Source organism: Bremerella alba (assembly GCF_013618625.1).
Taxonomy (GTDB): domain Bacteria; phylum Planctomycetota; class Planctomycetia; order Pirellulales; family Pirellulaceae; genus Bremerella; species Bremerella alba.
Window position 1 is genome coordinate 329,418 of sequence record NZ_JABRWO010000006.1, and the last position, 24,265, is coordinate 353,682.

15 protein-coding genes are annotated in these 24,265 nt (G+C 52.3%); 5 read left to right on the top strand and 10 right to left on the bottom strand.

What is annotated here, in order from left to right:
* Window positions 1-19: 19 nt before the first annotated feature.
* Entirely contained in the window at window positions 20-1,240 is a 1,221-nt protein-coding gene (odhB, locus tag HOV93_RS12460) for a 2-oxoglutarate dehydrogenase complex dihydrolipoyllysine-residue succinyltransferase (RefSeq protein ID WP_207396815.1), read from the bottom strand.
* Between the two features lie 18 nt (window positions 1,241-1,258).
* Window positions 1,259-4,135: a 2-oxoglutarate dehydrogenase E1 component gene (locus tag HOV93_RS12465; RefSeq protein WP_207396816.1), complete on the bottom strand. Its 2,877-nt coding sequence runs from the start codon at window positions 4,133-4,135 to the stop codon at window positions 1,259-1,261.
* Window positions 4,136-4,913: 778 nt separating this feature from the next.
* Between HOV93_RS12465 and HOV93_RS12470 the strand changes: the two genes are divergently transcribed.
* Window positions 4,914-5,957, top strand: coding sequence for a LacI family DNA-binding transcriptional regulator (locus HOV93_RS12470; RefSeq protein ID WP_207396817.1), 1,044 nt, complete (start codon window positions 4,914-4,916; stop codon window positions 5,955-5,957).
* 30 nt (window positions 5,958-5,987) lie between these two features.
* Here HOV93_RS12470 and HOV93_RS12475 read toward each other — a convergent pair whose 3' ends face one another.
* The 7 genes from HOV93_RS12475 to HOV93_RS12505 form a co-directional block, all read right to left on the bottom strand.
* The gene (locus HOV93_RS12475) at window positions 5,988-6,431 is read right to left on the bottom strand and encodes a GNAT family N-acetyltransferase (RefSeq protein WP_207396818.1); all 444 of its coding nucleotides are present in this window, start codon (window positions 6,429-6,431) and stop codon (window positions 5,988-5,990) included.
* A gap of 59 nt (window positions 6,432-6,490) precedes the next feature.
* Entirely contained in the window at window positions 6,491-9,550 is a 3,060-nt protein-coding gene (locus HOV93_RS12480; RefSeq protein WP_207396885.1) for an efflux RND transporter permease subunit, read from the bottom strand.
* Window positions 9,551-9,606: 56 nt separating this feature from the next.
* Entirely contained in the window at window positions 9,607-10,836 is a 1,230-nt protein-coding gene (locus HOV93_RS12485; protein WP_207396819.1) for an efflux RND transporter periplasmic adaptor subunit, read from the bottom strand.
* Entirely contained in the window at window positions 10,829-12,274 is a 1,446-nt protein-coding gene (locus HOV93_RS12490; RefSeq protein ID WP_235990254.1) for an efflux transporter outer membrane subunit, read from the bottom strand. The genes HOV93_RS12485 and HOV93_RS12490 overlap by 8 nt, the downstream gene beginning before the upstream one ends.
* Window positions 12,275-12,496: 222 nt before the next feature.
* Window positions 12,497-14,083, bottom strand: a complete 1,587-nt coding sequence (locus HOV93_RS12495; protein ID WP_207396821.1) for a glycosyl hydrolase — start codon at window positions 14,081-14,083, stop codon at window positions 12,497-12,499.
* A 215-nt stretch (window positions 14,084-14,298) separates the two neighbouring features.
* Window positions 14,299-15,594, bottom strand: a complete 1,296-nt coding sequence (locus tag HOV93_RS12500; protein ID WP_207396822.1) for a glycosyltransferase family 4 protein — start codon at window positions 15,592-15,594, stop codon at window positions 14,299-14,301.
* Window positions 15,595-15,606: 12 nt separating this feature from the next.
* Window positions 15,607-17,160 (bottom strand): oligosaccharide flippase family protein, encoded by a 1,554-nt coding sequence (locus tag HOV93_RS12505; RefSeq protein WP_261358597.1) that lies wholly within the window; start codon window positions 17,158-17,160, stop codon window positions 15,607-15,609.
* Between the two features lie 177 nt (window positions 17,161-17,337).
* On the opposite strand from HOV93_RS12505, the gene wbaP reads away from it, so the two are divergent.
* Both wbaP and HOV93_RS12515 read left to right on the top strand, forming a co-directional pair.
* Complete coding sequence (gene wbaP, locus HOV93_RS12510; RefSeq protein ID WP_207396824.1) at window positions 17,338-18,795, top strand: undecaprenyl-phosphate galactose phosphotransferase WbaP; 1,458 nt, start codon at window positions 17,338-17,340, stop codon at window positions 18,793-18,795.
* A gap of 53 nt (window positions 18,796-18,848) precedes the next feature.
* Window positions 18,849-19,955, top strand: coding sequence for a GNAT family N-acetyltransferase (locus HOV93_RS12515; protein WP_207396825.1), 1,107 nt, complete (start codon window positions 18,849-18,851; stop codon window positions 19,953-19,955).
* A gap of 4 nt (window positions 19,956-19,959) precedes the next feature.
* Here HOV93_RS12515 and HOV93_RS12520 read toward each other — a convergent pair whose 3' ends face one another.
* Complete coding sequence (locus HOV93_RS12520; protein ID WP_207396826.1) at window positions 19,960-21,003, bottom strand: glycosyltransferase family 2 protein; 1,044 nt, start codon at window positions 21,001-21,003, stop codon at window positions 19,960-19,962.
* A gap of 290 nt (window positions 21,004-21,293) precedes the next feature.
* Between HOV93_RS12520 and HOV93_RS12525 the strand changes: the two genes are divergently transcribed.
* Window positions 21,294-22,736, top strand: coding sequence for a GumC family protein (locus HOV93_RS12525; RefSeq protein ID WP_207396827.1), 1,443 nt, complete (start codon window positions 21,294-21,296; stop codon window positions 22,734-22,736).
* A 10-nt stretch (window positions 22,737-22,746) separates the two neighbouring features.
* Complete coding sequence (locus tag HOV93_RS12530; protein WP_207396828.1) at window positions 22,747-24,261, top strand: O-antigen ligase family protein; 1,515 nt, start codon at window positions 22,747-22,749, stop codon at window positions 24,259-24,261.
* The last annotated feature ends 4 nt before the right edge of the window (window positions 24,262-24,265 follow it).

Consider the following 24,265-nt stretch of genomic DNA (forward strand, 5'->3'; position numbering starts at 1 on the left):
ATCTCTTTACATCGTGCGATCAGGCTTCAATCAGCATTCGCGATGGTTCCTCGATTGCATCTTTGATGCGTCGTAGGAAAGTGACTGCCTCGCGACCATCCACAATCCGGTGATCGTAAGTTAACGCCAAGTACATCATTGGGCGAATCACAACCTGACCATTCACGGCCACCGGGCGTTCTTCAATCGCATGCATACCGAGCACACCACTTTGAGGTGGATTGACGATCGGTGTCGAGAGCATCGATCCGTACACACCACCATTGCTGATAGTGAAGGTACCGCCCGATAGCTCTTGCGGCTTCAACTGGTTGCTTTTGGCACGACCTGCGAATTCTTGGATCGACTGTTCGATCTCAGCAAAGCTCATTCGTTCCGCGAACTTAAGCACTGGAACCACCAAGCCCTTACCCGATCCAACGGCGATACCGATATGGAAGTAATTGCGATAGACGATATTAGTCTCGTCGCGAATTTCGGCATTCAGTTCCGGGTGCGCTTTCAAGGCGTCGATCAACGCTTTGGTGAAGAACGACATGAAGCCGAGCTTGACGCCGTAGCGTTTCTGGAAAGACTCGCCATGACGTTTTCGCAAATCCATCACGTACGACATATCAACCTGGTTGAATGTCGTCAGCAGAGCTGCTTTCTGCTGGGCTTCGACCAGCTTTGTAGCGATACGGCGACGAATGAGGCTCATCGGAATGACCTCTTCCATCTCCGACTCATTTCGATTACCAACATCGGAACTGGGGCGGCTGGAGATCGAGTTAACGTATTTCTCGACGTCCTCGCGGCGAACAGTCTTGCCCGCTGGCGAAACGTCCGAAGCCGAGAGGCCGTGTTTCAGCAGTTCTCGACGTCCTGACGGTGTCGCTTGGCTATCTTCATCGCTCGACGAGGACTTCGCGTTACCGTCTTTTGGAGAATCTGTCGGGGCTTCGGCCTTTGGCTGCGCGGCTTTCTTTTCTTTCTTGGCCGACTTTGCAGCTGGTTTGCCGGAACCTTTTTCAAAGAGCGCGATCACTTCGCCAACCGAAACGATCTCGCCCTCTTGTTTCAAAATCTTCTGGAGCGTGCAATCGGCCGGAGCAGCGAGATCCATGGAAGCCTTATCGGTTTCCAATTCGACAACGTCTTCGTCTTCTGAAACGTTGTCCCCTTCGCTCTTCAGCCACTTTAGGATCTGCACTTCCTGAATCGACTCGCCCGATTCAGGTACTTTCAATTCGATGGTCATCTTCCGCAGCTGTCCTTTCTAGGTATCGTTAAAGGCTCGTTCGAGTAGTTGTTGCTGCTCGAATTCATGAGCCGCTTTGGATCCGGTTGCCGGGCTGGAAGATGTTTCCCGGGCGATGACCGAAAGAGGGAATCGCTCGAACATACGATGCCCGTATCGTAGTTTCCAGTAAGGCCACACGCCCATATTGTCAGGTTCTTCCTGGACCCAATACAAGGGGACGCCGTCTTCATATTGATCGAGGACAGCCTGAACCGTGTGATTCTTCAGCGGATAAGGTTGCTCAACGCGAATAATCGCTACATCGTGACGTTGATGTTCTTCGCGATAGTGAGCCAGATCGTAGTAGACCTTGCCGCTACACATAATCACTCGCGACGTCTTTTCGGGGTTCTCGCGGTTGTCTTTGATGATCCGCTCGAACTTGTTGCTGGCCAGTTCCTCAAGCGAAGATACGGCCGCCGGATGACGCAATAGACTCTTAGGGGTAAACAAGATTAACGGCTTCTTCCACGATCGCTTCATTTGTCGGCGAAGAACGTGGAAGTACTGGGCTGGCGTAGTCGGAATGGCAACTTGAATGTTATCTTCCGCGGCCAACCATAGAAAACGTTCCAAGCGGGCACTTGAGTGCTCTGGCCCCTGGCCTTCGTAGCCGTGCGGCAACAGTAGCACGAGACCACTCAAACGACGCCACTTGTCTTCCGCACTGGCCATGAACTGGTCGATGATAACCTGGGCGGCATTACTAAAGTCGCCGAACTGTGCTTCCCAGGCCACCAGGGCCGTGGGATAGTCCAAGCTATACCCGAAGTCGAAGCCCAATACGCCAGCTTCGCTGAGCGGGCTGTTGACGATCTCGACGGGGGCCTGCTTGGGCGACAGATTCGAGAAGATGTTGTGTTCGTGGCCGTCGTTGGTATCGTGCAACACCGAATGGCGTTGATTAAATGTACCACGCTGACAGTCCTGGCCGGAAAGCCGAATGCGATGCCCTTCCATCGAAAGAGTCGCAAATGCCAAAGCTTCCGCAGAAGACCAGTCCAACAAACGTTCGCCGTTGGCCATCTCTTTGCGTTGTTCAGCGATCCGGCTTAGCTTGCGGTTGCGGTGAAAGTCCTCCGGCACAGTAGCCAACATCCGTAGAATCTCAGCCGAGCGATCGACCGGAATCTGCGTCTCGGGGCACTCGTCGGCTGGATCATGCTCTGGGTCTTCCGCCGTGGGCTCTAGGCCGCCGTCGAATTCTTCCCAGACACCTTCAGGACGACGCAAGGAACGTTCCTTCATCTCTTGGGCGATGTCATATTCGCCCTTGAGGAACTCCTGGTACTTGTCCGACATCTCGTTGGCTTCTTCGACCGAAATCCGATCTTGCTCAACCAGTCGATCAAGGTAGCTTTCACGAATGGGCGCTTGCTTGTCGATCGCCTTGTACATCATCGGCTGGGTGAAGCTAGGTTCGTCCGCTTCGTTATGACCAAGACGTCGGTAGCAAACCAAGTCGATAATGACATCACGCTGGAACTTCTCACGGAAGTCCATCGCCATCGAAACCACATCAGCCACGGCTTCGGGGTCGTCGGCATTGACGTGGAAAATGGGAATCTGCAGCATGCAAGCGATGTCGGTACAGTACCGTGTGCTGCGCGATTGATCGACGGAAGTCGTGAAGCCGATCTGATTATTGACAATAATATGGACCGTTCCACCGACCTTGTAACCATCTAACTGGCTCAAGTTAAGCGTTTCCTGGACGATCCCTTCGCCGATAAAGGCCGCGTCGCCGTGAATCAGCACGGCCATCCCTTTGCGGCGATTGATATCCCCGGTTCGGTCTTGTTTCGCTCGCAGACGTCCCAGCACCACCGTGTTGATAAACTCTAAGTGGCTCGGATTGAACGAGAGAGACAGATGGACTTCAGCTCCGGAAGTCGTCACTTTATCGACGCTATTGCCCAGGTGATATTTGACGTCGCCACCACCAATGAACTGGTGGAAATCGACATCGTTGAACTGAGCAAACAGTTCTCGCGGGGGTTGCCCGATGATGTTCGTGAGCACGTTCAAGCGGCCCCGGTGGGGCATCCCCAGCACCACTTCCCGAACGTTGTTGGAAGCCGCTCGGTCCACCAACAAGTCGAGCATCGGAATGAGCATTTCCGAGCCAAACAGCGAGAACGTCTTGGCCCCGACGTACTTTTTACGAACGAATTCCTCGAAAACGGTCGCTTCGGTCAGACGCTGCAAGATTAACTTCTGAACGGTGTTGGGCAGCTCTTTGATGTGCGATTGCCGCTCGATGCGATCAATCAGCCACTGCTGGACGTTCAGTTCGTCGATGTGAGTGAACTGATAACCGATGTGATTGCAATACAGGCCATCCAACCGCTGAACGAGTTCTCGCAACGGAATCTGGTCGATTTGCTCTCCGCACGTATAGTAGACTCGTTCATCGAGATCCGACTTCGTCAGACCGAATGATTCGAGGGAAAGAGGCGTTCGTACCTGCTTATTAAGCTTGAGCGGATCGAGCTGGGCGTTGTAGTGCCCACGCGTGCGATAGCCGGTTACCAGCTGGTCGGCGCGATATTGCACCTTTTGGAGCTTGATGTTGCCTCCGACTCCACTAACCGGGCCTCCGGAATCTCCCCCGGATTCGCGGAAAATGCTGCGAGGCTGAAACGAAGGTGCACGGCCTCCCAACTCATTGGCAGATATTCCATTCTCTGCCGCCTGCTTGTCGAAGAAGTCCCGCCAGTTTTCGGGGACACCGTTCGGGTCGTCCTGATACTTTGACAGCAATTGCTCGACATAACTAGCGTTGTAGCACGCTAGGTCGAGCTCTTCTGCCGACTCCGCTTGGGACTGCCTTGGGGAACTATCTGAGATCATTTTTCGCGATGCCTCTTGAACTTCTAGTTTTACGCGATTCTTCCACGGAGCATAGGTAGCCTAAGGTCTGCACACCCTGACAATTCAAAGATTTTCGCATCTTTTAGGATTCGAAAATGCTTATATCGAACCATGCCTGTTCCTGCCGGTTTCGGGACATGCAAAAGCTTGGCTTGAGCTGAAAGGTCCTGCCAGAAGTTGCCATGGAGGGATTCATCTTGGGGTACCCCGCATCCTTTATCGGGGAGCCTGACCGCTATGTGATGAAAGGAGGGACCTAATTAGTATTCGAGAATGCGAAATCCATCTATTAGGATTTCTGCCGCAATAAAAACGCATTAGCGTACAACGTGCCAACCTAATCGTCTATTTCAAATTTACCGGTTGGGTAAATTTTGCTCAAAATGAAGATTGCGATGGCTATTTTATGTACCTTGAAAGGCAACTCACAGGAGTTTTTCGACCAGTTCGATGGGAAGTCGAAAGCACTACACCACTTGTTTCGGCTTATCGTCGTAAACTGTATCGCAATTCTAACACCTTGCAACGAGAGTCAACGCTGGATGCATACTCTTAAAAGAGCAAAGTGTTGACCGGACTGACACGGTCGTAGCTGGGGTTAAATCTAGTCCTGTCGTACGGAAAGCGGGAAGTCTTGGATTTAATGTTTTTTACTTGCCGAATTTGAGGCAATGGACTAAAAACAAGAGAATATCGCGGGATAGTCGATGCGAATCGCGTTCCACCCATTTGAAGTAATATAACAAGCGTAATGACGATGGCCAAGAAGACTGCACGAACTGCTGTCCGCATGAAAGATGTCGCTGAAGTGGCAGGCGTTTCGCGCATGGCCGCTTCGGCTGTGCTGATGGGGACCGGCAACGGACGAATTCGTGTTTCGGAAGAAACCGCCGAAGTCATCCGAAAAGCAGCCGTAGATTTGGGGTATCGACCCAATATCGCTGCTCAGCAGTTGGCCGGCAAAAAAAGCAACGTGGTCGCACTGGTCGTTCGGGAAACTCGTAACTTCTTAACGCAAAAAGTCACAGCCGAACTGCAACGCGAAGCGGAAGAGCTAGGGCTTCGCCTGCTATCGGTGGGGTCGTACCCCAAACTAGACGGGCTGAAACGGGTCGTTCAAGACCTCGACGCCGGTTGGGTCGACGGCGTCATGTACCTCGCCTACGAAAATGAAGAGCAGTGGGACGAAGTTGGTAAGCTATTCGAGTCTCGGCAAAACGTGCTTACGGTCCTCGAGAATCCTGGGGGGAAAGGAACTTGCCGCGTGATTAGCGATGTGCGTAGCGGCGCCATGGAAACGATCGATCACCTAGTCTCAACAGGCCGTAAGAAGGTCGCTCTGCTCACGGAGCAACGCAAATCGCCATCGATTCTCGATCGGATCGTTGGTTATCGAGAGGCACTTGCCAAGCATGACAAGGAACTATGCGAAGACCAGATTGTCGTCGATACGCAGGGGTGGCTGGTCAACGATCCGACGACCTATCCTCGATTCGACAAGATTTGTCGTCACTTAGTCGAAGACATCGGCGCGGATGCGATTCTATGTGATACCGACTTCAATTCGGTCGCTGTATGCCGGTCATTACGTCGTCTTGACCTTTCTGTCCCTGATAAGGTAGCTGTCATCGGTTGGCATGACCTTCAATTTTCCTCGTTGCTTGATCCACCTTTGACCACAGTTGCTCACGATTTGCCTGCCCTGCTCAAGGCGGCCGTGAGTGTTATTCAATCGGAAAGCGATGAAAAGCCATCTGAGATCCTCGTTCCGACCAAGCTAAGAATTCGCCATACTTCCTGACGTCAACGCTTCAAGTTGTTGGACACTTGGTTAATCGGTGGAAACGGCAGCAGCTTCTCGCCAGAGGAGGAAGTAAGTTCCGTGGTCGCTAGTGCCTGTTTCAAGCTTCTTCCAACCGCGGCGACGATAAAATTGGATCGCTCGATGGTTGGTTGCCAGGCACTTGAGTTTCCAGGGGAACGACAACCACGGGGCAAGTGATTCAAGCAATTGGGTACCAACCCCCTGCCCTTGATAGTCAGGATCCACAAACAAACAGTGGATAAAAGATTCTGGCTCCCAAACGGAAACTGCTCCGATCAGTTGGTCTGATTCTGAGACCGCCACAAATACGCGTTCCCCCTCACTTGTCTTCGCAAAGTCTGACTCTTTGTCTGAACCTGGGGGAAGCCAGTCTGCGCTACGGACGAAACGCTCGAATAGCGTTTGTAGTTTGTTCAAATCTGATGGCTGGGACGGGCGAATGGTGACCATACCTTCCCAGAGACCGAAGCTTCTGACTAGGTTCGGTCGTCCTTCGTCAAGATTTGGAACTAAGCCTTCTTAGTCGCAAAGCAATTGGTTATGTCCTCCAGAATCAGGTAAAGGCACGGCACCAATACCAGAATGATGCCGGTCGCAAAGAGGATCCCGAAGCCCAGCGAGATGGCCATAGGTATGATGTATTGCGCCTGCAGGGAAGTCTCGAAAATTAGTGGCACAAGGCCGCCGAACGTAGTCGCCGTCGTGAGCATAATGGGGCGAAACCGCCTAAGACCAGCCTGGGAAATCGCATCGAAAGCAGAACCGTCTCCTCGGTAGCGATTCGCGTAGTCAATCATGATCAGAGAGTCATTGATCACCACGCCGGATAACGCGATCACTCCCATCAGGCTCACAAGCGAGATGTCGTAGCCCAGCAAAATGTGCCCGACAATTGCTCCCACGATACCAAACGGGATCGCCACCAGAACGATCAGCGGCTGCAAGTAGCCGCGGAAAGCGATCGCTAACAAAGCATAGATCACCCCTAACGCGAGCCCAAACGATCCCCATAACGAGGCCGTTGCCCGCCGCATTTCAGCGTCGCTTCCCTCAAAGGTCCATGTCAGGCCGGGGTAGTCTTCCCGCAGGTTGGGAAGTTCCTCATTTTTCAACGCAGTAATTACCTGGGTAATCGCCCGCTTTGGCTCAATATCCATCGAAACATTGATCACGCGACGACCATCACGGCGGTTAATCGAAGTGAATGCCTGGTTTCGCTCGACGTCCGCTACGTCTAAGAGAGGAACCTCGGCACCCCTGGGCGTTCTTATGACTAAGTCTTCCAGGTGATGAACATCCTCGCGCTGATGTTCGGGAAGTTTTACGCGAACTTCGATCTCGTTGGTCCCCCGCAAGAGACGCAGCGCGAGCGAACCAAAGAAGGCTCCACGAAGTTGATCACCGAGTTCCTCGTCGGTCAAACCCAATGCTCGTCCTTCAGGCCGAAGCTTAAAGTCAAACTGCGATTTACCCTTGTTGTAGTTGTCGCTTACATCGCGTGCATTGGAGAACTTTTCGGCACGTGCGACAAATGCCTCGGACGCTTTGCCCAAGACCTCTACATCGCTGTGGCTGAGGTCGACGCTCACATCCTGGCGGTGACCACCGGGGCCACTTTCAGCTTCAAAGGTTACCTGCGACACGCCGGGCAAATCGCCGATGGCGTCGCGCCACAGCTCTATCACTTCATCGGCGGTCATATCGCGTTCATCGGGTGGCTTCATGACAATTTCGACATCGATGAAACTCTGGCCCCGCACGTTTGTCTTGATGCCTTCGGCAACCTCGTGGAGGTTATGCTCTTCGAACATCCGAGTACTAGCTTTGGTGACAATTTCCGCGATTTCAGCGGCCTGATCTTGAGTCGTTCCGACCGGCATGCGAATGCCGGCCTCGATCTCATCGGCAGAGACCGCCGGCATCAAGATCATTCCCATATGAGCACTTGTAGCGTAGCCGCCAACTACCAGGAAAAGTCCGATCGCAACGCTCGCGGTGACATACCGAAACCGCAAACAAATGTTCAGAATCGGACCGTAGATCATCTCGACAAATCGCTGAAATCCACGCAAAAAGGACTGTTGGCAGCCGTGTAGCCAGGCACCCAGTCCCCCCTTCTTTCGGCCTGCCGCGCGAGCGTGTGCCAAGTGGGCAGGCAGAATAAACAGCGATTCGAATAGAGACAGAGTAAGGACGACAATCACCACTACGGGCAACGGTCCCCAGAACTTGCCTGTTTCCCCTGGGATAAACATCAGCGGAACAAACGCCACGATGTTGGTCAAAATACTGAAGATCACTGGCCCCGAAACTTCGCGGGTACCCATGATCGCTGCTGTTAGGTAGTTGCTCTCTTCTTGTCGCTTTTCGTAGACGTTTTCGCCTACCACCACGGCATCATCCACCACGATGCCCAGTACCACCAAGAAACCGAATAGCGAGATCATGTTGATACTGACGTCCACCGCCGGCAGGAAAAGAATTCCACCGATGAAGGACACGACCATTCCCATCATCACCCAAAACGCCAGACGAACTTCCAGGAATAAGGCCAAAATGACCAGCACGATCACAACCGCTAGGACGGCGTTCTCCATCACAAGATAAAGGCGGCGTCGGAATTCCTCGGCATTGTTTCGATCGATCCGCCACTGGACGCCCGGTGGCAGAACGCTTTCAAACGCCTTCATCGACTCTTCAACCGCATTGGCGATGTCGATGGGCGACTGTGATCCGACGCGAAAGATATCGATTTCAACCGAAGGGGATTGGCTGAACTGCGAATGAAATCCCACCTCATCGAATCCATCACGAATCGTGGCAATGTCTTCGAGACGAACGACCGAACCACCTCGATTGGAAACGACTTCAATATCGGCGAATTCTTCGGCCCATTGTTTTCGGGCTTTCACTCTCAGCAGAATTTCACCGGCACTGGTGGCTACAGAGCCTGCGGCAACGTCCGAACTAGAAACGCGAATCGTATCAGCCACATCGGACAACGTCAGGCCATACTCTCGCAACCGTTCCCGTGGAATTTCGATATGCGTGACGTATTCTGGTACACGTCTTAGCTCTACCTGCGTAATATCAGGATGAGCCTGCAATTGGTCGCGAAGTTGTTCGGCCAGCTTTCGCAAGGTCCATACGTCGACGGGGCCGTATAGCCCGACCTGCATGACTTCTCGCTGTCGCGATTGAAGCCGGACTTCGGGTTGGTCGATTTGATCTGGGAATGTACGAATACGGTTGACGGCCTGATCGATATCCTGAAAGGCCTTCATCCGGTTCTCGCCGGCGACCAACTCGATAAGCACTTCGCCGCGCCCTTCGCGTGCTTCGCTGGTGATCTCGCGAATTCCCTCCACTCCGCGAACGGCCTCTTCGATCGGTCGTAAGATCCCCTGCTCAACCTCTTCGGGGGCCGCTCCGGGGTAGCCGATATAGACTTCCACGATGTCGAGTTGAAATTGAGGAAATACCTCCTTTTGCATCACCATCGCCGTCCAGATGCCGCCGACCAACAAGATCATCATGAGCAAGTTAGCAGCAATCGAATTCCGAGCCATCCAAGCGATGGCACCACCTTGTGGGGCTTCCTTTTCTTCAGATTCGCTAGGTTCGCTCACTCTTGGGACTCCTCGCTTTGAGGTTCCGGCGACGCATCCATCTTTTTCAGCCCGATTCCCGTGGCTACGGTGGCGAGCGTGGTTGTCACGACCTCGTCTCCCGACTCAAGCCCTTCGTCAATGTAGGCATATTTTGCGTCACGAAAGACGACCGAGGTTTCGCGAATCTCCAACTTGTCATCCTTCATTACCCAGACGGTATCCCGGTTATGGACGAACTCGCGTTTCAGACGGACGACGTTTTCGATCGGACGGCCCTCGATATGCGTTTCAATCAAGGTGTCTAAGATTAACGGCGGGACATCCGACTTCATCGCCAATGGGTCGGCAACCACAATCAAGACACGTGCCAGCCGCGTTTGCTGATCGAGACTTCCTATCATCCGCGCAACCGATGCGTAGCGTTCCACCCCACTGGGCCACGTGTCGGGGTCACGCAATGTAACCAGTGAGCTTCGTCCATCATGTTCAGGAAATTGAATCCACTTCAAACTGCGGACAGGCACCGAAGCCATAATCCAATATTCGTCGACTCCTACAAGCCGTGCCAGGTCCTCGCTAGGAGAAACCTGAGAGCCGACATTGACGGAACGCTCGAGAATTTGCGCGTCGAACGGAGCAGCGATACTTGTTCGCTTAAGATCAAGCCGGGCACGTTCGATGGCCGCTTTGGCCGCATTGACCTCCGCTTGAATCGACTCGTATTGCGGCTCTCGAAGTACTAAAGCACGATTCGCCTCGTCGATGGTTCCTTCGAGTAAGGCCAGCTCTTTTTTCGCCAGCGATTGCCGACCACGCTCAATATCGAGTAAAGCGACCGCTTGTTGCAGTTCGCTTTCACGCATAGAGATCGTGTTCTCGAAGTCCGCAGGGTCAATTTGCAGGAGAAAATCACCCGTCTTGACCATGCCACCGGGAACGAATTTTGGTGACATCGATACTACCTGGCCGTTGACCCGAGGACTTAGTGTAATCTCTTGTGCTGCCTGAACGGTACCAAGTACAACGAGCGTTGGCGCATAAGTCCCCTTTTCAACGGTTACTGTTTCGACGATTGCGGCTGACTTGCGAGTCGCTTCAATCTGCTGGGCTTTGGGTTCGGTCTGATTGATCACCACAATCGTAGCCACAGATACGCCCAGGATCGTAAGACACACGATGGCTGTGGCCAAGAATTGCAGGACTTTCAACTTGATGGACGTGGGCTTAGAGGGTGCGTCATTCATCGATTTCGTTCTCCTCGGGTAGCTCCAAAATGATTGCTGGCGGAGCGTCTTCAATGATTTCGATGGGAACGCCGTCTACATATTCCAAGGGGATATTTGCCAAGGGGTAGGCTTGTTGAGGGTCAAAATCACCTGCGAGGGCCAGGTAGAGTGCGATGCGGTTAAGTATCAAGTTTAGTCTTGCGGACAAAACCGTTCGCTGCAAGCTTTGTTCCTGCTGCATCGAGCTTAAAACATCGAGGTATTCTGTCTCGCCGATTAAATACTGCTCGCGTAGTTGTATCGATGCCTGATGGGCAAGTTTGGCCTGAGCTTCCAGCTTTTCAATTCGCTGACGTTGGTACCGCTCGCGCGTTAACGCGTCCTCAACTTCCTGATAGGCAATTAGCACCGTCTGGGAGAACTCGGTAAAGCGAAGCCGGACCGTCGCCATGTTGCGATTGACCTCAGCACGACGCTCTCCACCATCGATCAGCGGGGCGATCAATTGCCCCGCAACTGAGAGGTACCATTCGCGAAAAAGGTTCTCGGGGCTTTCGGCTGCTGTTGTAATGGATCCGGCCAAGTTCAAGCGGGGATATTGCGCACTGACGGCCGATGCCAAGTCACGATCGGCGGCCCACAGAGCGAGGAATTCGCGACGAATGTCGGGGCGACGATTTAACAACTCGGAAGGTAATCCGGTTTCTGGCAAAGGGGGAAGCATGGGCAACTGAGCTCCCGGCGAGAAGCTTGCCTCTTGCGGTGGCACCCCCTGCAAGACCGCCAAAAGATGCTCCAGCACTTCAATCCGCGAGGTAACGACCACACGCTGCTCGCGAGTCGCTTCGACTAATTGACGTTGTCTTAAGACGTCGGCACTACGAATTTGTCCGAGACCGAAGCGTGCTTCTTGGATTTCTAGCCCAGTCAAGTTGGTCCGAATCTGTTCATCTAATAGTTCTATTTGGGCGTTTGCTTCAATCAAGGCATACCACGTTCGTGCGACATCCGCGGAAAGTGTTAGTGCGACGACATTAAAGTCGGCCTCGGTAGCCGAAGCACGCAGCCACTGGGCATCGACCCGGGAACCGATTTCTCCCCATAGATCGACCTGATAGGAAGCATCCAGCCCCAGAACCCAACGAGCCGTGTTCGGACCATCGGTCCGAACGTTACTCTCGGCCGAGGCGACCCCGTCCACGTCAGGCCACAAGTCTGAAGCCTCGCGACGTGCGACCGATTGAGCCTGAAGAATTCGTTGAAGGGCCCCTTCCAAGTCAAAATTGCCGCGCAAAGCGATATCGACTTGTTGATCGAGTTCTGGATCGTCGAATGTGGTCCACCAGAATTCTCGTAGCGGAGCCTCGCCGCTCTCCGAGAATGGGGGGGGAGCTTGCGTCGGTAACGTGACCGCCGATTCTTTCCCCGCGCAGCCGCTACCTAAAAGCTGCAGCATTATTAGCAGCAACCATCCTGGTAGCCTGCGGGTTGAAAGTAGTCCCTTCATGGGTGGAGATATTAGCTTGCTAACTTAATCCAAGGCAAGATCAAATTGAGACTTGCGCAAAGGCTAGCAGCAAAAAGCTACCTACGTACTGCCAAATCGGTTTTCAGAATGTGATCCCAGGTATTCTGCAAGCGCAATCACTATTGCTTCCACCTTGCTGGGGCCTGCGTTCTAGCCTGTCACTAAGTGATTTGCTGGCTGCTCTGGACTGTGCATCTCCCGCAGATCCGCATCGTAAAGTCGCATCCTGGCCGATTCTAAGTACACGCCAAACTGCCCTGCAGAGAACGTAGAGTCAGCAAGTGATAGGATAATTCGACCATTGACGGAAAACTCGATGTAATGACCAAACGCGATTAAGCAAATATTCGCTTCCCCTGGTGTATCGCTCCGCCAGTTGCCACTTTGCAGCGCTTGGAACTGCATCATATGCTCGCCACTTCCCGGTTCACCGGTATGCCAGGCACGTAGTTGGGCCATTCCCTTGAGCAGGTCCAAGGATAAGTAGTATCCATCGTGCGTCTCGGGGTCGACTCGAAAAATAATTCCACACTTTCCGAGACCGTACAAGTCGATTTTCGCGGAGAATCTGGCAGACTCGATCGAACCGTCAAACACGTAGGCCTGAAATCCCGCTTCGCATCCCAGGTCGAGGTTGTTCCCATCGATCGAACAAAACTGTTGGCCAATGCCTTGCTGAAGTTGGTGGACGCAGCGTGTGTCAATTCGCTCGCCGACAAACTTGTTGAGGCCCTCAAATGTTGTCGTGCGCAACATTCCATCGTCGGTAAGATGGAGTCTTTTCGGGGGTGGCATCAAATTTCTGGCGGTTCGATCGGGCCCCCCGAGCGTGAAGAAATTCCACAGCAGCCATCCTTGGTCGTCGCGGCATACGCGGCCGGCATAGTTTCCTTGGGCGAGAAGTACATTGTCGTAATAACTTCGCCACGGGTTGCCAATCTTGTCGGTGTGCCAGTAGCGAATTTTGGCGTCCTCGCGAATGCTGCCGATCAAGTAGTATTCGTCGTCCAGTTTGAGGAGGTTAGGAACCTCGATATCGTCGTACAGACCTGGATGATGAAGGGACGGACGAGCCTCAAATTTCTCAGGAGCGACTTCTTCCATCACGCCGACGCAACCTCGTCGTACCACTGGCCCTTCTTTCATGCGGGCCCCCATGATGAGCCAGCCACGATCTCCCTCGTGGTAATAGTAAGGGTCTCGAAAGCTGACCCAGCAGCGTCCCTCATCCAAAGAAGACTCGTAGAACTTTGGATCCGCTTCGACGGGAAGGTGACTCTCTGGGTCGTACATCGCATGGCGACAACTCGTGGTCTGCTGTCGAGAAATTTCGCGGGCCTGCATGACCTTGGCCGGATCGCTCGGTCCTCGTTCATCCTTCCAATTCACAGGCAACTTGCGCCAATGAAAGAGGTCGTCACTGACCGCCAGCCCGATTCTTTGGATGTTGCCTTGCTCACGTCGTGAGAGACCGGTGTAGAACATACGCCACCGTCCCGGCTGGTGCGGATCAGGCGAGACGGCCATCGTCCACAACATGAGATCATCCCACGAGCCGGGATCGCCAATGAAGAGGGCATTATTCACACGTCGCCAATCGATTCCGTTTGTGCTGACGGCGTGGGCGATAAAATCGTGATTGGGTAACACCAAGTGAAACAGGTGATATAGTCCATCATGAAAGACGATGTCAACGTCGCCGATTGCCTTTCGGCTGCCTTGGGTTTCCGTATACATGGTGCCGATCTCTCAGAAAAGCATAGTCCTAGAAGCTGGAATTACCGGAATGTTAAGATGCCAGCTACCTTCGCAGCTTACGCGAAACGCCATGCGGCCGCGAGAGCAAAACCTTATGACGCAATAGGCTAGACGAATGACCTTACCTCACGTCCAGCGGTCCTAATCAGCGATGGTGAACTCGTGAAAGTCTTGCCGTGCATCCTGTTCAAACTCTACGACTTTATAATGGAACCCAACTGAAACTCGGCGATCAAGCTCTCAGCGTTTTTAACCAGATTAAAATCTTTTTCGACTCGTGCCCGGCCATTTGCGGCGATTTGACGTCGCAATTCGACGTCTCGATAGAGTGTCTTGATACTCTCAACGATTGACGGTACGTCTCTTGGATTGGGTAGAAGGCCGCAATTATCACCCAGCAGTTCCGGAATCCCTGATAAGTTACTGCCGATGCAGGGAACACCGCTGGCCATAGCTTCCATGAGAACAACCGGGATTCCTTCGCGCTGTCCGCTCTTGGTTAGTACACTCGGAGCGACGAGCGCATCAGCGGTGGATAGATGCTTGACGATCTCATCGCGTGTTCTCGGTCCCCAGAACACGACGTGCTTTTCAATCCCGAGTTCTTTGCATTGCGTTTTCAGCTTTTCCATATCAGGGCCACCTCCAATGAAATGGCACTGCACATCAAACGACATCTCGCGGAGTTGGGCACAAGCCTGCAAGAGATACGTTTGTCCTTTCACCTCGTGCAACGTCCCAATGCAAAGCAGAACCATGGGGCCGCTGCCTAGGTCGAAGCTAGAGGGAGTACTCCGAGGCAAAAACTTAGCCGTATCTACCCCACAGTGAATCACATGTACTTTGGACGAGAATTGCTGCCCGCATTCTTCTAGAATCAGATTCCGGTTGTAGTCGGAGATCCCGATCACCGAGGAAGCATCGGCGACCTTCTCGAATAGCATGTGGCGATCGCAGTGGAGATCTGTCCCATGCGCCGTAAAGCTGTAGGGAATGCCGGTGAGCCGGTGAATGATATAGGCCGAAGCTGCTGGGTGACTACAAAAATGCGCGTGGACGTGCGTGACCTTGCGTCGTTTCATGTCGCGAGCCATCCACACCGATTTGGGAAAGTAAAATATTGCTCCGGCGAGATAGCGAAAGCTTCCAAAGTTGGCTCGAATGAGTGTCAGCCACGTTCCGAGATACGTGCCTGGCATCTTTAGCAGGTAGTGCAAATTCGCTAGTAGGATGGCGATCGACAACCAACCGGTGAAGTGCGCTTGCGCGACAATCGGTACTGCCTCATTATGCATTGTCTCGCATTTTTCCCGGCGGAGTGGATAGACCTCGACCGGAACCCCTGCACGCCGGGCAGCTATTATTTCGTACAGGACGAAAGTTTCCGTTAGTTTTGGAAAACGAGACATGATATAAGCTACCGGCGCATGCGTGACGACGGGTTCTTCGTGCGCTGTCTCTGGTTTCTGGGATGCTGCAGCAATCGCCATAAAGATCTTCTTTCAACCGGTTTGTTCCGTGCCAAGCAAGCGTCCCAACAAAGGAACCCGGGCAACCTCGGGAAACACGTTCGCGACTTCCAGGTCTTCGCGACACAAAAAGGCGTACAGCATGGATGCCGCCACAAGCAGCGCCGGCATCCAAAACGGATTCACAAGAGAACTGCTGACTCCGGCCCACAGGCACCACGTAAGGATCCCGGCCAGAGAGTAGGCTCGGATCAATCGCCAAGCGACAGGGTTCACATCGACGGTCCGAGCAACTGCCACCATACAGGCAATCCCTTGCAATCCAAAACCAATCAAAATTGCCCAGGCACCACCGACGGCCCCGAACTTGGGAACGAACAACAGGTTCATGACGACTGCTCCCGCCAAGCTAATGACATCGACCATGATCAGCGTTCGCAAGCAACTAACAACACGGATTAATCGTAAGTTCATTCCAACGATGGTATTGATGAAGAACCCCAGTGATAGAATCGCCAGGGTCGAGGCAGAGTCTGCGTATTGAGAACCAAACAGCAGTACGCAAAGCTGCTCAGGCATCAGAAAGCACGCCAGAAAGAGTGGAAAGGAAAGCACCGTCGTCCATACGGTCGTTTTGCGAAAAAGGTGATTCAACGAGTCAATTGCGCCCTCCGAAAACAAACGGCCAGCACTGGGCATGAAGAGCATTGAAAATGTGGCAATGACGATGTCGTTCAGCCGTGCCGCCGGAAAGACTGCCTGAAACCCCGCGACCTCTGCAGGAGAGTGGAAGTAACCGATGATCAAAACAACCATCGCTCCACGCATAAGGAATCCGACGTCCCCGAAGATTAGCGTAAGACTATAGCTAAACACCTCCTTGGCGGTAGATTTCATGTCCTTCCAAGTAACGCTGACAAAGTCCTCTCGCTCGCGAATCAATGAGCGAACCAAAGTCACATATACAAGGACGCCAATAAGCGAGGCAATTAACTGACCCACGGCGAAGGCAAAAATTCCTCCGCCTGCGAGCACCACAACGATGACGGCAACCAAACGCAAAATTGGTCCGAGGATATATTGTCGTACGAAAATTGCCCGAGGTTTGCCTAGCACCGAAAAAAGGGATGTGACGAAACAATCCATTACGATGCAGGGAATCATCCAAACCATGACCAACATCAGGTTCATGGAACGCGACGGGGTCGAGTAAGCGTGTTCTACCCCCCAGATAATGAAAATGGCAGCAATTGCCAGCAATGAACACAGGAACGTGGCCAGCGCCATCAGAAGTGCGGCCGCAGTGAATTTCGTACGGTCGCCGTTACTCTGAAAGCGAGGAAGGACGCGTAGAGCCGTCTTGTCCATTCCGAATGCTGCGAAGACAGCGGCAACGGCAACGGCCGACAAAGCAACCGCGTAAACTCCGAACTCGTCTTTAGAAAAATATCTAACTGCGGCAAGCTGTATCGCGAAGTTCATGCCCAACGCAAGGCAACGCCCAGCAAAAAGAAGCGAGGATCCTCGAATGCCCCGGGCAATTACCCCATTATTTGGGGTGTCCGGTGATGTCTTACTCTTACTCATTTAGGTGGGCAGTGAGATAGCCGCGCTTTCAAAATAGGATGAATGCCGTCCATTATGCTTCGGCCTGCTTCTCGGGAGGTCGGAAAAATTCTGATTTACACCGCTCGATGCTTGAAAAAGTATGACATGTGAGTGTCTATTCCCCACCCACCGCATTAAAAGCCTCACTGATAGCTCGTGTCGACCGTAGCCTCTGCCAAAAAACAAGATTTCGAGCTTCGCGTCTCGCACCGAAGCAAGCCCGTATTACTGCAGACACTGCTCACCGTCGTGCCCATGATGATTGCGGACGGGATGAGCATCGTCCTTACCATGGCGTTATCGCAAGTACTGCTGGGAACGGTATTTCCCGATATCCATTATGCGATCGCACGCCAACTTCTCCCCCTATTGGCAATTGCGATGGTTTCGTTTGCAGTGGGTGGTGGCTATCGCATCTGCGGGCTGCATCCGAGTCAAGAGTTGAGGCGAATCGCATTGCTCGATAATACCTCGTTGTTGCTCCTGCTAATGGCGAACCTTCTTTTTAGCGAATCGAGTACTCCGTACGAACTCTCCTTGATCTGCTTGACTCTTATCCTGATCAATTTGATCCATCCGGGAATTCGTCTACTAAGTCGGATCCTACTGAGCACTCAGTCTTGGTGGGGATGGTCGGTCATTGTGGTGGGGCATCGCGAACATGCATGTCGCGTGTTTCGACACATTTTAAAGAATGCGGAACTTGCGATGCGTCCGGTAAGACTTTTGACATCGGATGAGTTTACAAGTGCTCTGACAATACCTGAGAAAGAACAGTTGGCCCACGATGTAGTTTCCCAAAGTCACGCTAGTATTGTCGTCCTGGCTGTCGAAGATAACGACCCATCTTCCTATTGCAGCGATATCGACTTTTGGTCCACTCAAGCTCAAGATGTAATTATCGTTCCCTCTGAGTTCCAGTGGCCCACGCTTTGGACAGAAACCCGAGACATTGGCGGCATCATGGGGCTGCATGCCAGAGCGAAGCTTCTCTCCCAATGGAGACTTCTATCTAAGCGTCTGTTGGATATCGGGCTCATCATCCTGTTCGCACCGATACTAATCCCTATTTGTTTGTTGGTAGCCGTGTTAGTTCGCATAAATTCGGAAGGGCCCATTTTTTTTGGTCACAAGCGAATTGGTCGCTCGGGAAGAACTTTTAAGGCCTGGAAGTTTCGAAGTATGATTCCCAATGCGAACGCCGCGCTGGAAGAATACCTCAATTGCCATCCAGAATTTCGTGAAGAGTGGGAGCGAGACCATAAGCTTAAGAACGATCCACGTATCATCCCCGGTATTGGACATATCATGCGAAAGTTCAGCCTGGACGAACTTCCGCAGGTTTGGAACGTGCTACGCGGCGACATGAGCCTCGTTGGCCCGCGACCCATTGTCGAATCCGAGATTGAAAAATACCGCGACGTCTTTCCGCTATACCTCAAAGTAACTCCCGGAATCACCGGCCTATGGCAAGTGTCTGGAAGAAACAATACCACTTATCAGGAACGTATAACACTCGATGCATTCTATGTGAGAAATTGGTCACCGTGGCTAGATTTCTATATCTTGGCGATGACAATAAAGACTGTATTACTACGCGAAGGTGCCTTCTAGAACGCATCGCTCAAGACTTGTTTTCCAGCACACCTTTTTAGGGCGATTATGACATGGGTGCTACCACCCTACTTGCCCAGCAGCGAATAACCTCTCACGTGCGGACGCTCGTCCTCAGACCGAGTCAGCTGACTTCCGATCAGTTATTGGCTTGGAAAGAGGCTGTTACAGCGGATCCCTCGCTCCAATCTCCGTTCTATCAGCCAGAATACACGCTCGCCGTTGGTCAGGTGCGCGATGACGTGCATGTGGCGGTCATTGAACAACAAGATAAGCCCGTTGCGTTCTTTCCCTATCAACGCGGGACCTCGGGATTGGGATTACCTGTTGGCGGTAAACTCAATGATTTTCAAGGGATCATCGGTAGAATCCCTGAGTCTCTTTCAATCCAAGCAATTTTAAAAGAGTGTGGATTGTTCAGTTGGGCATTTGATCATTTACCCGATACACAGTCAGCCCTAATGTCTTCCTGCTTCGGAGTGACGGGTTCGAGCTATATCGATTTCTCAGGCGGTTGGGAAGCGTACCAAGCGGATCGCGCTCAGGCCCACTCCTCCATTATCCGAGAAACTAAGCGTAAGCAACGAAAGTTGGCCCGGGACGTGGGTGATATCCGCTTTGTCTTCGAATCGGAAGACGATTCGGTGTTCGAGCAGCTACTTCAATGGAAGTCGGCTCAACGCCGCAAGACGAGTACCTTCGATGTGTTGCAAATGGACTGGGCTCGGCGGGTTCTCGATAAACTACGCACCATTCAGAACGATCAATTTCGCGGGTGTCTGTCGGCACTTTACGCTGGAGATCGCTTGATTGCCGCTCACTTTGGCCTGAACTCTCATAAGGTAATGCACCTCTGGTTTCCGACTTACAACGTCGAATTTGCCAGCTATTCACCTGGTGTTAGCCTGATGTTGAATATGCTGAAAGAGGCCGAAGCGAGAGGGATCAGCCGGTTTGACTTAGGTAAAGGTGACGAGCGTTTTAAACAGCGGCTTGCCAATGGCGCAGCGAACATTTGCCAAGGAGCTGTCACTGCAAACGCTTGGGCAAAATACTGCAACAACGTGTATGGTATTGCCCGGAATCGTTTCCGGCAGTTGCCATTTCGCGGACTGCTGAGAAATTCGAAGCGTTGGTTCGACACATGGCTTTACCGGTAACGATCTAAACGGCGCGATTCGAGTTCCATATGTCGACTCGGCGACCAACGAAGAATTGGTACCAGCCACTAAGCGCCGACAAATTAGCCATGCAGAAGAAGTAGGGAACGGCCATGATCTTCGCAAGTTTATTGCGAAATATGGGCGTATTTCTGAGCATAATACCCACAAGTGCCAGCATATAGAACGCCAATTGAAGGCCGAGAAGCAGTTGATAGAGTAAGCCTTGGCCAACGCAGGCAATGTTCAGAAACAAGATCACAGGCAGCAAAAAGATAACGCTCCAACGAAGAAGCTTGTGCGAGGCCAGTTGAAAGGAATAGAACCCATAGGCCAAAGGATTGAGTAGGCCTTTCATCACCCACAAGCCGCGAATCCCACGAGCAATGATGCGAGACTTTCGGCGAAACTCGGCTTTGTCGGTAGCAGAGACTTCTTCGTAGGCAATGGCATTGGGCTCGAAGACCAAGCGGTATCCCTTGGCAACGACTCGCGTAGAAATAAGAAAGTCGTCGCAAACACCTGAAGGTACTGACTCAAACAGCTCACTGCGAATCGCATGAATGGCCCCTGTCGAAGAGGTCACGCTACCTGATCGCGATTGCATGCGTTTAAGGAATCGGTCGAAATTCCAAAATAATCGCTCGCCGAGGCTCCCGGCATTTCCGTTGTCCGTAGTGTATACCTGATCGCCAGCGACACCACCCACAGTAGGGTCGGAGAAGCACGCGGCGATGGCTTGCAGTGACCCGCCGTCGTACATACTATTCGCGTCAGAAAACACGAGGATCTCACCTTGGGCTTGCGCAACTGTTTCATTCAACGTGCCAATTTTTCCCTGGCGTTCGCATGCGACAAGACGCACTCCTTGGCCCTGAAACCGCTGGACAATTTCGTTTGTACGATCGTCGGAACCATCTGAGCCAACAAGGATTTCTACCTTCTCGTGCGGGTAATTAAGCGAGATCGCATTTTGCAGTTTGTCCGCAATGACGTCCTCTTCGTTGTGCGCAATAATCACCAGCGTCATGTCCGGAGTAGACGCCATCCTGTGAATGGGACGAACGAACATCCCCCGCATCATCAGGAGGACAGGGAACCCTAAATATGCGTAGAAAACAGTAATTAATGATAACCATAAAGCAATGCAGAGAAGGGTCATTTCGATTGATCTTCGTTTGTATAAATGCTGTTTTATTCCAGTCCAGACTATTCACAAACCAGTCGATGGCAAGCATCCTAGAACCAGAACAATCCATATTTATTTGTTTATCCACTGAGCGCAAATTGTTCCGTCGCGCAAACGCTTTCTCTACCCCACCTGTGAATTCAGTTTCGATGCTCCGGTTCCAACCTGAAGATAACTCGGCCAGCCCAGATCAGATTCGCGTCACTACGTTCTTAAGGAAATGGTATTACTTCGCGATCACCATTCCTGTGTGCATTGGTCTCGGCGTGCTGCACTACTTCTTGGTGACACCTACCTACGTGGTCACTGCTCGTATTCTTATTCAAGAGCGTGGACGACCGCTGACACCGCAAGAGGGCAGCGTGTTGGACCAAAGCTTCTTGCCGACCCATGCCGAGATTCTCAGTAGTCCTTCGGTCATCACTAGGGCAGTTCCTTACATTCCAAGTGCAAAGGCTGACTCGTCCGATAAGTCTCCGATCGACAAGGTTTTAGAACGCCTTGAAGTCCGTCCTCTTGCTGGCACGAACGTTCTTAGCGTTTCGTATTCTGACGAGGACCCTGCCTGGGCGATCGACGGGCTCTCGAAAATCATTGACTCGTACCGCGACTATCTTTCCGAAAGAGAACAATCCGGCCACCAGGAAACGATCGTCCTACTGGACAAACGGGCCGAGAAACTCCGGCAAGAGATCGCTGATCTTCAGGTCGAATACCAAGAGGTGAGAAGTCAAAGCCCCTTGTTGGGCAACGATATCGACGCCGCTTCGGTTCAAAGAAACAAGCTTATGCGTGTCGGCGAGGAACTTGTTCGTACTCAGGCTCAGCGTATCGCTTTGGAAAACCAGTTGGAAACATTACTGGCAATAAAGGCTGCTCCCAACAATCAAGGCATGCATCTGGTTGCCAAACCTACGATACCCAACCAATTTGACGATCAAAGAAAGATTATCGAGCTACTCTCCCGTTTAAATACCGAGGGACTCTTGGCAGGTGCTCATTTGCAAACGGATCTGGAAACCTTGCTTGCCGCCGAAGTGGAATACTCAGAACTACGAAAGAGCTACGGCGAAAAGCACCCCAACGTAATTGGTGTGGCCGATCGAATCGAAACGCTTGAAAACCGCCTTGATGACGTTGCGGCGGCGGCTCCAGAACTCGTAAGACAAGAAACTTCATCGCTGCGACGACGCGAGACTCAGTTGACTTCGCTCTATCAAGAAGAATTCACGGAAGCAAAGAAGATTGACAAATTCCTCGTCAAGCAACAACAAATGCTAGATGAGATCGAGCTAGTCAAATCGGCTCACGATACGATCGTATTGCAATTGAATGAACTACGCGTTGCGGATCAAGCGGTCAGTGAAGGTCGGTCCAGTGTTTTGGTAAGTGTTTTGGATGGCCCAATCTTAACGGATGAATTGTTATGGCCTCAGCCCAAACCGCTGTTTGGTATCTGCGTACTTGCAGGATTGGCAAGCGGTTTCTGCCTGGTGTTCGCGTCGGAAAAGATGAAGCACAGCGACCAGCCACGCGATCCATCCAGAACTCCGCGACAGTTGCCACTGGAATTCGAGAGTAAAACGCCCTAGTCGTCCTGCCATGGAAGCAACCTCGAACAAGTCCGATGTACAGCACCTGGCCTATCTATGGGGCAGTTGGTTTGCCATCGCGTGCCTAGGGCTGACGGCATCGTTTCACGTGCTTTCTGGTGCCAGTCCAGTTTGGCTAGCCGTTTTTGTTCTACCGGTAGTGCTAGTCGCAGGGTACCTAAAGCCCTACTTGGCTACGTTTGCCTGCCTTTTCCTGATTTACTCAAATTTACCGGTAGTTGCTGCCCAATTTCACGGACTTCCCTATGCCATTGTGGCAATGACTCCTGCGATGTTGCTGCTTCCCCTAGCGTACTTCTTGTGGGTTCGCGGTGAAGGAGTCATCTTTCCGTGGGAAGGAATGCTTGTCATTGGCATGGTCGTCGTTCAATCATTTGGCGTCATGTTCTCCAGAGCACCAGATCAGTCGTTCTCCGATCTTGTCAGGTCCATTTTCGAGGGGCTAGGGCTGTTCTTCCTTGTGATCAACGCCATTCGGACTCCTGAAATTCTCCGTGGATCGTTCTGGGCCATATTGGCAGCGGGCGCATTAATGGGTGCAGTTACTGGCCATCAATATTTGACCAACAACTACCAAAGCGATTACGGCGGATTAGCCCAGGCAGATCAACTTGGCTTCAGCGAGGTCAACGAACGTGGAGTCTCGGTTATACGAGCACGTTCGGCTGGCCCCATCGGCGAGAAGAATCGTTACGCTCAAAACATGTTGATGCTTCTGCCGATCGGTGTTTGCCTTGCCCTTACTGAGAGGAAGCATTGGCTCAAATATTTGGCCTGGGCTGCAACAGGATTGACGGTCATTGGATGGGCCGTGACGTTTTCCCGAGGTTCGGTTGTGGGGCTCGCAGGAGCGATCGTAGCTGCCGTATGTCTTGGATACCTCCGGCCACGAGTTTTGGGTGGGATGGGAATTACCGCAGTACTCATTCTGGCCGTCATGCCTGCCTACCGAGAACGAATCACCTCGCTATTGGCCGCAAGCCAATTGATTTCTTCGACCCAATCCATCCACGAGGCTGATGGTTCATTACGAAGCCGGGCAACCATCATGATGGCTGCCGCAAATGTCATCGCCGAAAATCCTCTCCTGGGTGTGGGGCAAGGAATGTTCCCTTCGTACGCTCGCGAGTATGGCAAGAAGAGTGGCTACGGTGTGCTCGAAGGTAATTGGGAAGCGCACAACCTCTATTTGGGAATCGGAGCCGACAGTGGACTCTTAGGACTCAGTTGTTTCCTGGCTGCGATTGGCGTAGTGATCGTGCGACTTCATCGCATCCGACGACAGAACTTAGAAACCGACCCCGCCATTGCACTAACGGCAACAGCTTTGGTCTTTACGCTCTTGATCTACCTCATGTCTGGCATGTTTTTACATTTTTCCTATATCCGTTATTTCTGGCTGATTTTTGCACTCGCCAGCGCAACGGCGACTATTTTCGGAAGATCATCGACTTCGCTTCAATCGAATCGAGGCTCTCCGAATTATTCTGATCCCATCCATTGATCAA

What these genes read in the sequence shown, in the direction of transcription:
- odhB (WP_207396815.1), bottom strand. Translation starts at nt 1,240, where the DNA reads ATGACCATCGAATTGAAAGTACCTGAATCGGGCGAGTCGATTCAGGAA.
- HOV93_RS12465 (WP_207396816.1), bottom strand. Translation starts at nt 4,135, where the DNA reads ATGATCTCAGATAGTTCCCCAAGGCAGTCCCAAGCGGAGTCGGCAGAA.
- HOV93_RS12470 (WP_207396817.1), top strand. Translation starts at nt 4,914, where the DNA reads ATGGCCAAGAAGACTGCACGAACTGCTGTCCGCATGAAAGATGTCGCT.
- HOV93_RS12475 (WP_207396818.1), bottom strand. Translation starts at nt 6,431, where the DNA reads ATGGTCACCATTCGCCCGTCCCAGCCATCAGATTTGAACAAACTACAA.
- HOV93_RS12480 (WP_207396885.1), bottom strand. Translation starts at nt 9,550, where the DNA reads ATGGCTCGGAATTCGATTGCTGCTAACTTGCTCATGATGATCTTGTTG.
- HOV93_RS12485 (WP_207396819.1), bottom strand. Translation starts at nt 10,836, where the DNA reads ATGAATGACGCACCCTCTAAGCCCACGTCCATCAAGTTGAAAGTCCTG.
- HOV93_RS12490 (WP_235990254.1), bottom strand. Translation starts at nt 12,274, where the DNA reads ATGCTGCAGCTTTTAGGTAGCGGCTGCGCGGGGAAAGAATCGGCGGTC.
- HOV93_RS12495 (WP_207396821.1), bottom strand. Translation starts at nt 14,083, where the DNA reads ATGTATACGGAAACCCAAGGCAGCCGAAAGGCAATCGGCGACGTTGAC.
- HOV93_RS12500 (WP_207396822.1), bottom strand. Translation starts at nt 15,594, where the DNA reads ATGGCGATTGCTGCAGCATCCCAGAAACCAGAGACAGCGCACGAAGAA.
- HOV93_RS12505 (WP_261358597.1), bottom strand. Translation starts at nt 17,160, where the DNA reads ATGAGTAAGAGTAAGACATCACCGGACACCCCAAATAATGGGGTAATT.
- HOV93_RS12515 (WP_207396825.1), top strand. Translation starts at nt 18,849, where the DNA reads ATGGGTGCTACCACCCTACTTGCCCAGCAGCGAATAACCTCTCACGTG.
- HOV93_RS12520 (WP_207396826.1), bottom strand. Translation starts at nt 21,003, where the DNA reads ATGGCGTCTACTCCGGACATGACGCTGGTGATTATTGCGCACAACGAA.
- HOV93_RS12525 (WP_207396827.1), top strand. Translation starts at nt 21,294, where the DNA reads ATGCTCCGGTTCCAACCTGAAGATAACTCGGCCAGCCCAGATCAGATT.
- HOV93_RS12530 (WP_207396828.1), top strand. Translation starts at nt 22,747, where the DNA reads ATGGAAGCAACCTCGAACAAGTCCGATGTACAGCACCTGGCCTATCTA.